At 61.2% G+C, this 12,720-nt stretch carries 12 protein-coding genes; 8 read left to right on the top strand and 4 right to left on the bottom strand.

Annotated elements, in window-relative coordinates; translation table 11 throughout:
• Positions 1 to 44: 44 nt before the first annotated feature.
• The 4 genes from ISN74_RS20840 to phnF all read right to left on the bottom strand — a co-directional run bounded on the left by ISN74_RS20840 (position 45) and on the right by phnF (position 3,393).
• Positions 45 to 755, bottom strand: coding sequence for a DUF899 family protein (locus tag ISN74_RS20840; RefSeq protein ID WP_188796051.1), 711 nt, complete (start codon positions 753 to 755; stop codon positions 45 to 47).
• A gap of 424 nt (positions 756 to 1,179) precedes the next feature.
• On the bottom strand, positions 1,180 to 1,725 hold the full coding sequence (gene phnN, locus ISN74_RS20835) for a phosphonate metabolism protein/1,5-bisphosphokinase (PRPP-forming) PhnN (protein ID WP_188796049.1): 546 nt from the start codon (positions 1,723 to 1,725) through the stop codon (positions 1,180 to 1,182).
• On the bottom strand, positions 1,722 to 2,378 hold the full coding sequence (locus ISN74_RS20830; protein WP_188796047.1) for a DUF1045 domain-containing protein: 657 nt from the start codon (positions 2,376 to 2,378) through the stop codon (positions 1,722 to 1,724). Before ISN74_RS20830 ends, phnN begins: the two co-directional genes overlap by 4 nt.
• A gap of 283 nt (positions 2,379 to 2,661) precedes the next feature.
• Positions 2,662 to 3,393 (bottom strand): phosphonate metabolism transcriptional regulator PhnF, encoded by a 732-nt coding sequence (gene phnF / locus ISN74_RS20825; RefSeq protein ID WP_188796045.1) that lies wholly within the window; start codon positions 3,391 to 3,393, stop codon positions 2,662 to 2,664.
• Positions 3,394 to 3,529: 136 nt separating this feature from the next.
• On the opposite strand from phnF, the gene phnG reads away from it, so the two are divergent.
• The 8 genes from phnG to ISN74_RS20785 all read left to right on the top strand — a co-directional run bounded on the left by phnG (position 3,530) and on the right by ISN74_RS20785 (position 12,682).
• Positions 3,530 to 3,976, top strand: coding sequence for a phosphonate C-P lyase system protein PhnG (phnG, locus tag ISN74_RS20820; RefSeq protein WP_188796043.1), 447 nt, complete (start codon positions 3,530 to 3,532; stop codon positions 3,974 to 3,976).
• Entirely contained in the window at positions 3,973 to 4,560 is a 588-nt protein-coding gene (gene phnH / locus ISN74_RS20815; protein WP_188796041.1) for a phosphonate C-P lyase system protein PhnH, read from the top strand. Before phnG ends, phnH begins: the two co-directional genes overlap by 4 nt.
• Complete coding sequence (locus ISN74_RS20810) at positions 4,561 to 5,754, top strand: carbon-phosphorus lyase complex subunit (protein WP_188796039.1); 1,194 nt, start codon at positions 4,561 to 4,563, stop codon at positions 5,752 to 5,754.
• Positions 5,751 to 6,584, top strand: a complete 834-nt coding sequence (locus tag ISN74_RS20805; protein ID WP_188796037.1) for an alpha-D-ribose 1-methylphosphonate 5-phosphate C-P-lyase PhnJ — start codon at positions 5,751 to 5,753, stop codon at positions 6,582 to 6,584. The genes ISN74_RS20810 and ISN74_RS20805 overlap by 4 nt, the downstream gene beginning before the upstream one ends.
• A gap of 154 nt (positions 6,585 to 6,738) precedes the next feature.
• Positions 6,739 to 7,509, top strand: coding sequence for a phosphonate C-P lyase system protein PhnK (gene phnK, locus ISN74_RS20800; protein ID WP_188796035.1), 771 nt, complete (start codon positions 6,739 to 6,741; stop codon positions 7,507 to 7,509).
• The gene (gene phnL / locus ISN74_RS20795) at positions 7,506 to 8,207 is read left to right on the top strand and encodes a phosphonate C-P lyase system protein PhnL (RefSeq protein WP_188796032.1); all 702 of its coding nucleotides are present in this window, start codon (positions 7,506 to 7,508) and stop codon (positions 8,205 to 8,207) included. Before phnK ends, phnL begins: the two co-directional genes overlap by 4 nt.
• A gap of 20 nt (positions 8,208 to 8,227) precedes the next feature.
• Entirely contained in the window at positions 8,228 to 9,370 is a 1,143-nt protein-coding gene (locus ISN74_RS20790; RefSeq protein WP_188796030.1) for an alpha-D-ribose 1-methylphosphonate 5-triphosphate diphosphatase, read from the top strand.
• A 672-nt stretch (positions 9,371 to 10,042) separates the two neighbouring features.
• Positions 10,043 to 12,682 carry a TonB-dependent receptor gene (locus ISN74_RS20785; RefSeq protein WP_188796028.1) on the top strand — a complete coding sequence of 880 codons (2,640 nt, stop codon included), beginning with the start codon at positions 10,043 to 10,045 and terminating at the stop codon, positions 12,680 to 12,682.
• Positions 12,683 to 12,720: the final 38 nt, after the last annotated feature.

The following is a 12,720-nucleotide window of genomic DNA, read 5'->3' as shown; positions in this document are numbered from 1 at the left end:
TGCGCACTGTTTCACACTCTTGAATCAAGCGCACGCCAAAGCATTCAATCGGCATACGCAAGCTTCGGATACCAATCGGTGCCCCTTCCTTCGGGCGTCATGTCCAATACGGTCCAGAGCGGCATCGGATCCGGCGCGCCGCGCGGATCCTGGCCAGGATCCGACGTGACGTCACCCATCTCCCCGGACCAGAAGTGGCGGATCGTGCCGTCACGCCGGGTGAACACGTGGAGCGCGGGTATATCACTGCCTTCTTTACCGATAGCGCCATAGTCACGGCTGTAGTGGCCGTTGATATCGGCATACAGCTTCAGTTCGCGCCAGCCGCGTTCGTTCTTGAAGGCGACTAACTTCTTGAGCGGTGAACGCGCTATCACCGCCACGGCGATGCGCTGCTGCATATCGCGTGCTTCGCCTTCCCATGCGCTGAGCATTGACGTGCACATCGGACATGGCCGCTCGCGCTGTGGGCCGAACATGTAGCTGTAGACAAGCAGGGTTTGCTTATCACCGAACAAACCAGCGAAATCGACGGGGCCGTTCTCGCCCTCGAAGCGGTAATCGCCGATCACTTCGCCCCCAGGTGGAAGCGCGCGACGCTGTGCCGCCACGCGTTCGATATGTCGGCGAAGTTCGATTTCCTCACGCAGCAGTTCGTTACGTGCGCGACGATACTCCGCGCTTTCATGGGGAATGGTGACGCCGTTGCGCTTCACCAGTTCAGCGGCGGGAATGAGCGTCGTGACTCCGGTCATGATCGGTATCCTCCAGGCGTGAGCGGACCGTGAAAGCCTCCCGGGAAGGGCTGCCTTATTTCATGACGAATGGGTTGCTGAAGAATCGACATCTTTCGGCAACGTCCAGCGAGCCGCTCTCAGCACCGTCATTCACTCTGTCGCGGGACGTTTGCAAGACGTGTCACTGCTGTGATGCAGCCTCTTGAGATCCTCAAAATTGCGTTGCCGTCATCCTCGCGAAAGCGGGGATCCACCTTCACCGTGGGAATCAGAGCAAATGGATCCCCGCTTTCGCGAGGATGACGGCGAGGCAATCTTGAAGATTTTCGTGGGATGCCACAGTACATGTGACACGTTTTTGCAGACGTCCCGCTTTCCTGGAGGCGCTCTGCAACAGCGAAGCTGGCCAATGCTGGCCACGAGGATTCACAAAGTGCCTAACTCAATGCGTAGCGCAGATCGCCTTGAGCAAGGTTGAACCGGCTTCGGCGAGGCTGCCGTCATTGCGGATCACCATGCTGCCGTCCGGTACCGGGTAGGCGTCCACGCGGGCCAGCCTTGCCGCCACATCCTGCTCGCTTTCCCTGCCACGCGCTGCAAGCCGGCTGGCGATGGCTTGCGGGCTGGCGGTAATCAGCACGGGCCGCAAGGCGGGAAAGCGTTCGCACGCGCGCTCGAATGCACCGCGCGATCCGTTTACCAAGACATCCGCACCGTGTGCCAGCCAGTAAGCCACTTCGTTGCCGATGCCGTAATGCAGGCCATGTGCTTCCCAGGTCAGTGCGAATAATCCGCTGCGATCGCGCAGCTGGAATTCTTCCTCGCTCAAGGCCACATGGTTTTCGCCGCCTGCATGGGCCGGACGCGTGATGTAACGATGCGCGCACAATACGCCATGCGCCACGCCATGCTCGCGCACCCAGGTCAGTACGCTGTCCTTGCCGACACCCGATGGTCCCATGACGTAATACAACTGACCCGCTTTCATGCCACGCGTCCCTTGTTCAATGAAATACGGTCCACTTGTTCAAAGTCATGCCCAGGCGCGCTTTCACGACAGATGGTGAGTGCTTCAATCCGCGCTGGCGGCAGTTTCGCCACCCTTGATGACAGCCATGTGCACAACGCCTGCTCTTCTTGTTGCATAGCGGGCGCCGACAAAGTTATGTGAAAGCGGTAACGTTCCAGTACGTATGGATAGCCAAATTGCTGAAACAAAGTGCGTTCAACGTCGTCCAGACCACTGGCTCGGCGTTGCCACGTCGTTTCGCTCAACGGTGCGCGCAGCGGATTGAGCTCGCGAACGCAGCGTTCCGCCAGCGCGTTGATGGCGGTTTCGTCATCGGCCGGACGCAGGGCCAGAAAGCCGGCAAGTCGATCGAGTGTCAATGGCAAGTCGAACGCGTTGGATTGCTGCGCGATCTTTACCGCTCTTTCGTGCAGATCGTCATAGCTCGCGCCATCCGCGAGCGCAAACGGCGCGCTGAGTGTTGCGTGCCAGCCATAGCGGCGCACATCCGCCAGCAACACCTGCATGCGTGCAGGCTCGATACCGGGGACTGCCATCCTTGACAGCCATTCCTGCCCGAAGACATCCAGTTCGCTGCCCGCCATGGGGCAGAAATACACCGCATAACGCATAAGGATGCTCTGGTCTATTCCATGTGCCCGTCACCGCACTGTATGCGCGCAGCGCGCAGCCACAGCGGCGAAGGCAGACTGGTTGTCTGTCGAGACGATGGGGCGAAGCGCCGCGCGCATACAGTGCGGCCCCAACCTATCGAAAATGAAAGGGTGACCTCTAGAAGGCCCGCCAACTGCGTCGCGCGGCTTGAACAGACGGCCAGTCTGCTCTGCGCCGCACAACACAGCTGGCGAGCCTTCTGGAGGTCATGCCGGGTACATGGAATAAACCAGAGCATCCTTAATGATCCGCCATCAGTACCAGTTGCACCCAGTCGCCAGAAAAGCGCGTGATGCCATATTGCACCGGCACGCCACGCGGGTCGGCATTGATCGATTGCACGTACAGCACCGGGCGATTGGCCGGCTGCTTCATCAAACGCGCGGTGTTAGCATCGGGCAAGCGCGCAGAAACGCGCGTGTGCTTGCGCTCGTAGTCGGTGACGCCGAATTCGTTGAGCGTGCGCGTTACCGATTGCAGGCGGCGATAGATCGTCGGCAATCCCGGAAAGCGGGTAGCGGGAAAATAGGCGGTGCTGTAGTCGACGATATGACCGTCGGCACGGCTGATCGTCTCGATGCGATAGGCATATTCGTGGCGATCCAGGCCCAGCGATTGCGCCACCTGCGGCGGCGGAAGCTCGCGGCAGTCTTCCAGGAACTCGATATCCGCCTCGACGTTGAGGTTGCGCATATTCTGGGTGAAGCGGGTCCGCCGGCTGATCGGGTAATCCAGCGTGTGTTCCTGCACGAACGTGCCACGCCCTTGTTCGGTGCGTACCAAGTTGCGCTGTTCGAGCGCCGCGATAGCACGGCGCACGGTGTGCCGGTTCACATTGAAGCGCTCAGCCAGCTCCTGGGCCGAGGGCAGCTGTTCGCCCTGGCGCAGCTGACCTTTCAGGATGTCGGCAGCCAGGATGCCGCTGATCTGGCTCCACAGGGCAACACCCCTTCCACGTTCTATCTCGCTCATACCACGTCCTCAACCTGTCTATTCGTCGTCATGGCAGCGGCACGCTGGCCTGCTGGAATGCCTACCGAGCGGGCGTCCCCTCACGCCCAGGTCTGTCTAGATAACTAGACATTTGTGACAAGCATTAGGAACACCCATGGACACCCCCCCTAACTTGGCGCGTTCGCATTGGATGTCGCTGCTGGCGCAAGCCGACCCGGCCGAGCTTGCCGCGGCGATGGACGCCTTTGCGCCGCCCGCCGATCTGACCTGGCTGCGCCCGGCGCAGACCGGCCTATACATGCTGCGCGGGCGGATTGGCGGTACCGGTCCGCAATTCAATTTCGGCGAGATCACCGTGACCCGCTGCAGTGTGCAGGCCGGCGGCCATATCGGCCACGCCTGGGTGCGCGGCAGCAATACCCGCCACGCGGAACTGGCAGCGCTGGCCGACGCCATGCTGCAGGATGCGGAGCGGAACACCGCGCTGCATCTGCATGTGATCGAACCCCTGCACCGATCGCTGGACCGGCGCCGCGACGACGCCAGCCGCAAGGCGGCGGCAAGCAAGGTGGAATTCTTCACCGTGGTGCGGGGTGAATGATGCTAGCTGCCTTTGCCCACCCTGTTTTCGACAGCCAGCGCAGCTTTCGTGAATTGCTGCAGGCGATGGCACGTCCCGCCGTGCCGCGGGCGCTGCCCGTGTTGCCGCCCGCGCCCGCGCCGATCTCTCCGGAGTCGATGGCGATCCTGCTGACGCTATGCGATGCCACGACGTCGGTGTGGCTGCAGCAGCCGGATGACGAAGCGATCCAACACCTGCGTTTCCATACCGGCATCAAGCTGGCGGAGCGGACGCAAGATGCTGATTTTGCGTTGATTACCGATCCGCTTTCGATGCCGCCTTTGGACAGCTTCGCGCGAGGCGATCTGCGTTATCCGGACCGGTCGGCGAGTTTGATTCTGCAGGTGGCCGGATTTGATTCCTCTTCTAACGGGAGTGGGAACACGTTCAGCGGCCCCGGCATTCGCGACACCGCCACCTTGGCCATCGACGGCCTGCCCGCCGACTTCTGGCAGCAGCGCGCCGCGCTGGCCGCGCAGTTACCGCTGGGCATCGACCTGTACTTCGTCGCCACGCAGCAGGTCGCTGGCCTGCCGCGCACGATCCGCTTGCTGGAGAGCTGAATGTACGTAGCCGTGAAAGGCGGTGAACAGGCAATTGCCCGTTCGCTGGAATTGTTGGCCGAGGCGCGCCGTGGCAATCCCGCCGTGCCCGAACTGGAATTGGCGCAGATTCGCGAGCAGCTGCGGCTGGGTGTCGCGCGAGTGATGCAGGAAGGCTCACTGTACGACGAGGAACTGGCTGCACTGGCGATTCGCCAGGCCGCTGGCGACATGCTGGAAGCGATTTTCCTGCTGCGCGCCTATCGCACCACGCTGCCACGCTTTGGCTACACCTTGCCGCTGGATACCACAGCCATGCGGGTGCGCCGGCGTGTGTCGGGCACGTTCAAGGACATTCCGGGCGGTCAGGTGCTCGGCCCGACCTATGACTACACCCAGCGCCTGCTCGATTTCGATGCGTCAGCACCGGCCAACGTCGCTGCCGCCGACGCACCACTGCCACCAAACATGCCGCGCGTGCTCGACCTGCTGGATGCCGAAGCGTTGATCGAACGCTTCGAGCCTGGTGACGATCCGGAACCGATCGACCTCACCCGCGAACCGGTCACCTTCCCCGCAGACCGCGCCACGCGCCTGCAGAACCTGTCGCGCGGCGACGAAGGTTTCCTGCTGGGCATGGCCTATTCCACCCAGCGCGGTTACGCGGAAAGCCATCCGTTCGCCGGCGAAATCCGGATGGGCGAGGTGGACGTGGTGGTATGCCCTGAGGAACTGGGCTTTGCCATCGAAATCGGCAGCATCACCCTGACCGAATGCCAGATGATCAACCAGTTTCACGGTGGCAACGGCGTACCCCCGCAATTCACGCGCGGCTACGGCCTGACCATGGGAGAAGGCGAGCGCAAGGCGATGTCGATGGCCCTGGTGGATCGCGCTTTGCGTTGCGACGAACTGGCCGAACCGAACTACGCGCCGGCGCAGAACCAGGAATTCGTGTTGTCGCACTCGGACAGTGTGGAAGCCTCTGGCTTTGTGCAGCACTTGAAGCTGCCGCATTACGTGGATTTCCAGGCGGAGCTGTCGCTGCTGCGCACCTTGGCCGCACAGCACGTGAGTGATGCGCGAAACCCATCTGGAGAACAGGGAGAGGTTGGGAGCGTGGGCCCTGATGCTGCCTTATCGCAAGAGCCTGACCCCACCCCAACCCTCCCCTGCGAGCAGGGGAAGGAGCCGTCTGAGGCGCTAAGAACATGACCTACAACTTTGCCTTTCTCGACGAAGACACCAAGCGCATGCTGCGCCGCGCCCTGCTGAAAGCCGTAGCGATTCCCGGCTATCAGGTGCCGTTCGGCAGCCGCGAAATGCCGCTGCCCTACGGCTGGGGCACCGGCGGCATTCAAGTCACCGCCGCCTTGCTGGGTCCTGACGACGTACTGAAAGTGATCGACCAGGGTGCAGATGACACTACCAACGCAGTGAACATCCGCCGTTTCTTCGCCCGCGTCGCCGGTGTCACCACGACCGAGCGCACGGCTGAGGCGACCCTGATTCAGACCCGTCACCGCATTCCTGAAACATCCCTGCGCGAAGATCAGATCCTGGTGTTCCAGGTGCCCGAGCCCGAGCCGCTGCGCACGCTGGAACCCCGCGAAGCCGAGACGCGCACCCTGCACGCCCTGGCCGATTACGGACTTATGCACGTGAAGTTGTACGAAGACATCGCCCAGTACGGGCACATCGCCACCAGTTATGACTACCCGGTACTGGTCGATGGCAGGTTCCTTACCTCGCCCTCGCCGATTCCGAAGTTCGACAACCCCAAGCTCGATCACTCGCCCGCGCTGATGCTGTTCGGTGCGGGCCGCGAAAAGCGTCTGTATGCGATTCCACCGTATACCAAGGTGGAAAGCCTGGCTTTCGAGGACCATCCGTTCGAGATCCAGCGCTGGGAACACCAGTGCGAGTTGTGCGGTTCGGGCGAAAGTTATCTCGACGAAGTGATCGTCGATGATCGCGGCACGCGCATGTTCGTCTGCTCCGATACCGATTTCTGCGGTCAGCGCAGGGCGGAGGTGCAGGCATGAGTTTGCTTCCCCGCAATCTTTCATTCGTCGTCCCGGCGCAGGCCGGGACCCAGCGCCTTGCCTACCGCAACAAAGACGCTAGACCCCGATCTGCGACGGGGCGACGGGTCGAATATTTAAGCAAGTCTGAAAGTTCGCAGACATGGAGGTGCTTATGAGCGCGCTGCTGCAAGTCCGCAACCTCAGCCGCTACTACGGCCACCGCATCGGCTGTGCTGATGTGAGCTTTGACCTGCATCCGGGCGAATTGCTGTGCATCGTGGGCGAATCCGGCTCAGGCAAGTCGACCTTGCTGAACACGGTCGCAGCGCAGTTATCGCCCACCTCCGGCAGCGTGCGTTATCGCCAACGCGATGATGCTTGGCTGGATATCCATACGCTCAGCGAAGCCGATCGACGACGCCTTGCACGCGAGGAATGGGGTTACGTCACCCAGAATCCGCGCGACGGGCTGCGCCTGAATGTCAGCGCTGGCGCCAACGTGGCCGAGCGCCTGATGGCGCTGGGTATGCGCAACTACAACCAGTTGCGTGGCGTCGCACGAAACTGGCTGGAACGCGTGGAAATCGATCCGGAACGTATCGATGACGCGCCGTCCGGTTTCTCCGGCGGCATGCAGCAACGCCTGCAAATCGCCCGCACCCTGGTCACGCAGCCGCGGCTGGTCTTCATGGACGAACCCACGGCTGGCCTCGATGTATCGGTGCAGGCACGCATTCTCGATCTGCTGCGCCGCCTGGTGAACGAACTCGGCCTCGCCGCGGTGATGGTGACGCACGATCTGGCCGTCGCCCGTCTGCTCGCCGCACGCACCATCGTGATGCAGGGTGGCCGCGTGGTCGAAACCGGGCTCACCGACCAGATCCTGGACGATCCGCAACATCCGTACACGCAATTGCTCGTTTCTTCGGTATTGACCACATGACCGCCGCCTTGATGTTAGAACTGCGCGACCTTAGCAAGTCGTTCGAACTGCACCACCAGCACGGTGCCCGCCTGAATGTGCTGCGCGGACTGAACCTGCGCCTGCATGCCGGCGAATGCGTGGTGCTTTCCGGTGCTTCCGGTGCTGGCAAGAGCACACTGCTGCGCGTGATCTACGCCAATTACCACCCCAGCTTCGGCGCGGTGCATGTGCGCCACGACGGGCGTTGGCTGGATCTGGCCAGGGCCACGCCGCACGAGGTGCTCGACGTACGTCGTCACACGTTGGGCTACGTAAGCCAGTTTCTGCGGGTGATCCCGCGCGTGCCGACGCTGGATATCGTCGCCGAGCCGTTGCTGCAAAACGGCGCCTGCCTGGAACAGGCGCGGGAACGCGCGGGCAATCTGTTGTCCCGCCTGAACGTGCCCGAACGCCTGTGGCAGCTACCGCCTGGCACCTTCTCCGGCGGCGAACAGCAGCGCGTGAACATTGCGCGTGGCTTGATCGTGCCGCGTCCGATCCTGCTGCTCGACGAACCTACTGCCTCGCTCGACGCCGACAACCGCGCCGTTGTCGCAGAGCTGCTGGAGGAAGCGCGTGCCAACGGCTCGGCCGTGCTGGGCATTTTCCATGACGAAGACATGCGCGAGCGCGTCGCGACACGCCTGTTCCCGATGCAAGCTCTCGAAGCTGCCTGAACTTTTACCTTGAGACTCTCATGAACGATTTAGCTCTTACCAATGCGCGCATCGTGCTCGGCGATGGCGAAATCCACGGCTCGCTGATCGCCCGCAACGGCATCATCCGGCTGGTCGAAGAAGGTTCGACCCAGGCCCCCGGCGCGATCGACTGCGAAGGCGACTACGTGATTCCCGGTTTGATCGAGCTGCACACCGACAATCTGGAAAAGCACCTGATGCCGCGCGCCGGTGTGCTGTGGCCATCGCTGCCTGCCGTGCTGACCCATGACGCGCAAATCGTTGCCGCGGGCATCACCACGGTATTCGACGCGCTTTCGGTTGGCGATCTGGAAGAAGAAAGCGTGCGCATCGAAACCTTGCGCAGTACTTACGACAGCATTCTGGGCGGCCAGCGCAGCGGTGCGCTGCGTGCAGACCACTGGTTCCACCTACGTTGCGAGCTGGCGTATCCGCGCCTGATCGAGGCGCTGGAACCGCTGATGGATCACGCCAGCGTGCGTCTTATCTCGCTGATGGACCACACGCCCGGCCAACGCCAGTACCGTGACCTGCAGCAGTACCGCAAGTACTACAGCAAGAACCACATGAGCTGGGGCGAAGATGAATTCGCCGAGGTGGTGAAGCGCCGTACCGAACAGCAGGCCACCTACAGCGCCAAGCATGAAAGTGCTGTGCTTACACTGGCGCACGGCCGCAATATCGTACTCGCCAGTCACGATGACACCGACACCGGACAGGTCGAACACGCCAAACGCATCGGTGTGACGATTTCGGAATTTCCCACCACGCAAGAAGCTGCTGAGGCGGCGCATGCACGCGGATTGACCACGGTCATGGGTGCTCCGAACGTGGTGCGCGGTGGTTCGCATTCGGGCAACGTCGCCGCGCTGGAATTGGCGCGCGCTGATCGCCTGGACATGCTTTCGTCCGACTACGTGCCTGCCAGTTTGTTGCATGGTGCTTTCATGCTGCACACGCAGGCGGGCTGGTCGATGCCGCGCGCAATGGCGACGGTGAGCAGCAACCCCGCCAAGGCGCTTGGATTTGATGATCGTGGCGAGCTGAAGACGGGCTTGCGCGCCGATGTGGTGCGGATGCGGGTGATGGATGGACTGCCGATCGTGCGCAACGTTTGGGTGGCGGGGCAGCGGTCGTTCTAAACACATCAAACGTAAGCGTTACCGGCCAACCATTTTCTCTGCTGGCGCTTAGGTATACGTAAGAACAAATCTTGCCTCACCGTCATTCCGGCGAAGGCCGGAATCTATGGCAAGTACGAAGCATGGATTCCGGCCTTCGCCGGAATGACGGTGAGGCGTTATGGGCTATCTCGAAAAATACGTAGCCTTCTAAATCGTGTGGACAAGGCTGTCTTTTGCAACGAAAGACGTGGCCTCTCAAGACAAGCTCAAGCTTGCGCGTAAATGACAATCCCGCATCCAAGTCGCCCTGAATTGAAGATCGATAACACTCGTTACAAAACGTCATAAGCACGTTTTTCCGATCCTGTTGCGACTGACAAGAACTTGCGTACGTTGCATGCAACAGCATCCATGACGCGTTGTGCATCGATGTCATCGACACAACATGCTCGATTATGCGCGTTTGTCATCGTTCGCACGTTTCGTAGACATCACACTGTCACGCGCAACTTGAAAAGTACCGCACCCAGCTAGGGATGCTTGCATCGGGTACGCCTAGACAGCTACGCCACTTGGCTAGACCACGTCATAAGCGCTTCATCGCCACTCTCTAGCCTGTTAGGCATTGCAGTACTCAGGCATCCGCGCCGGCATGTCCGGCTAAATTTTTTTGTTCGGGGGAAAATGGCTTTGAAGATCAATCCAATCACTTGCGCGGTGCTGGCCGCGCTTGCTATCACCCGCGTGTCCTATGCGGATGACACCACTCAGCCAGTGCCGGCCACACAGCCTTCTGCCGCCGCGCAGCCGGCTCAGCCGTCCAAACCGGATTCGTCCAATACGTCCACCCTCGGCACTGTGACGGTGACGGCGCAGCACACCGTCCAGGACATTCAGGACGTGCCGATCACCATCCAGGCATTCACCGGCAATACGCTGCAGCAGTTGAACATCACGTCGTTCGACGACCTGATCAAATACCTGCCGAACGTGACCTTCGCCGCAAACGGTCCCGGCCAGGGCAACATCTACATGCGCGGCCTGAGCACCGGCTTCCTGGGCAACCAGTCCAGCGCGACCATCGCACCGTTCCCGAACGTGGCCGTCTATCTGGACGACCAGTCCATGCAATTCCCGGCGCGTAATCTCGACATCTACATGGTCGACATGGATCGCGTCGAAGTGCTGGAAGGTCCGCAAGGCACGCTGTTCGGCGGTGGCGCCGAAGCGGGTGCGGTGCGCTACATCACCAACCAACCGAACCTCACCCGCGTCAGCGGCAGTGCGGAAGCCAGCACCGGTGTCACCGCCGGCGGTGGTCCGAACAATTCGGCCAACGCGGTGCTGAACCTGCCGATCATTCCAGGTACGTTCGCGGTGCGTGGCGTGATCTACAACGATCATCAGGGCGGTTACATCGACAACGTGCCGAGCACGTACACGCGCCAGCCGACCGACGGTGGCGGTGCCATGGCACCTTACGTGGCCGCCGGTGGTACCTCGGTTGCCAACAACTATTCGGTGGCGCAGAGCAACTGGAACCCGGTCGATACCCAGGGTGCACGCCTGTCCGGACTGTGGAAGATCAACGACGACTGGAACTTCCTGATCGCCGAGAGCTACCAGAACATGGATGCGAAGGGTCAGTCCTCGACCTACCCGGTCGGCTCGGACGGCCAGACGCTCGGCACCGACCAGATTACCGCCTTCGTGCCGGCCTGGAACAATGACCATTACACCAACACCGCCTGGACCTTGAATGGCCAGGTCGGCGACCTCTCGGTGGTGTACACCGGCGGCTACACCAATCGCCGCATCAGCGAGCAGCAGGACTACACCAACTACTCGCGCAGCGCGGGTGGCATGTATTACCAGTGCACCGGCACCTCGGCGGGCATATCCAGCGCCGGCAAGCCGACGTGCTATTCGCCGAACGGTTATTGGAACGACAACGTAGCCAGCTCGCACCAGAGCCACGAGCTGCGCCTGAGCACACCGGAAGACAATCGCTTCCGTGTCATCGGTGGTCTTTACTACGAAGACTTCAACATCGACGACCACATGCGGTTCGACTACAACACGATTCCCTCTTGCACACCGCAGAACCTCGCCAGCGCCCTCGCCGGTGGCAACCCCTGCGTCGCTGTTGCGGAGTCCTCGCCGGGTGTCACGCTCCCCGCTGGCACGGCCTTCGGTGAAAATGCGCAGCGCGGCTACAAGCAGGAAGCAGCGTTCGGTTCGATGTCGTTCGACATCATCCCGGATGTCCTGACCGCGACAGCCGGAACCCGCTATTACCATTACTCCGAATGGCAGACTGGTACGGAGTTCTACACCACCAGCGCCCAGGTCAACGTCCCCAACGGTACCTACGTGGGCGATGACACGGTGATGAATTACCACAAGACGTATAACGGCTTTAAGAGCCGCGCGAACCTCGAGTGGCACATCACGCCGGACATGATGGTGTATTACACCTTCTCGCAAGGCTTCCGTCCGGGCGGTTTCAACCGCACGACTTCGGGTGTGGCGAAGCTCGATGGCGAGGCGCAGTACCAGAAGCCAATCAGCTACGCGCCCGACACGCTGACCAACAACGAAATCGGCTTCAAGTCCACGTTCTTCGATGACCGCCTGCTGCTTAATGCCTCTGCGTATGACATGCGGTGGGACAACGTGCAGATGCAGTTCTTCAATCCGCTGGTGCTGGGTAACACCACCTTCGCGGTCAATGGACCGAACTACAAGGTGGATGGCCTGGAGGTGCAGTTCCAGGGCAAGATCACCGATGGCCTGTCGCTCATCGGCTCCGGCTCGCTCAATCACGCCAAGCAGACCAACTCGCCGTGTCTGGTCAACAACATTCCAGGTTCGCCGGGCTACAACAGTTGCATCGTCGAAACGGGCGCTGTTGGTGACGTGTCATCGTTCACCAACCCGTTCGGTAACGTTGGCAGCACGCCCGCGTTCTCGCCGCGCTCGCAGTACAACATGCGTCTGCGTTATGACTGGGAGTTCAACGGCGGCTTCAAGGCGTTCGCGCAGGCTGGCTTCAACCGCACCGGTTCGATGTACAACCAGCCGGCGACCTATCCGAGCGGCGCAGGCGTGACTGACGTCACCACGGTGGAGTTGCGTTATCTGCAGGGTGGCTACACCACCGTCGACGCATCGATTGGCGTGGCCAAGGACAACTGGGATGTGTCGCTGTATGGCACCAACCTGACCAACAATCATGCCAGCGTGTTCACCTCTTCGGCTCAGTTCATCGAGTCGCAGGTGCCGCTACGTCCGCGCGTGCTGGGCGTGAAGGTTGGCTTCAAGTTCTAAGCTGCCTTCTCCGCAGGCAGGCTCGTAGTATAGGGTGG

The organism is Dyella caseinilytica (assembly GCF_016865235.1).
Lineage (GTDB): Bacteria > Pseudomonadota > Gammaproteobacteria > Xanthomonadales > Rhodanobacteraceae > Dyella_B > Dyella_B caseinilytica.
Note: the sequence above shows the minus strand (reverse complement) of the source record. Positions and strands in the feature narration are given on the sequence as shown.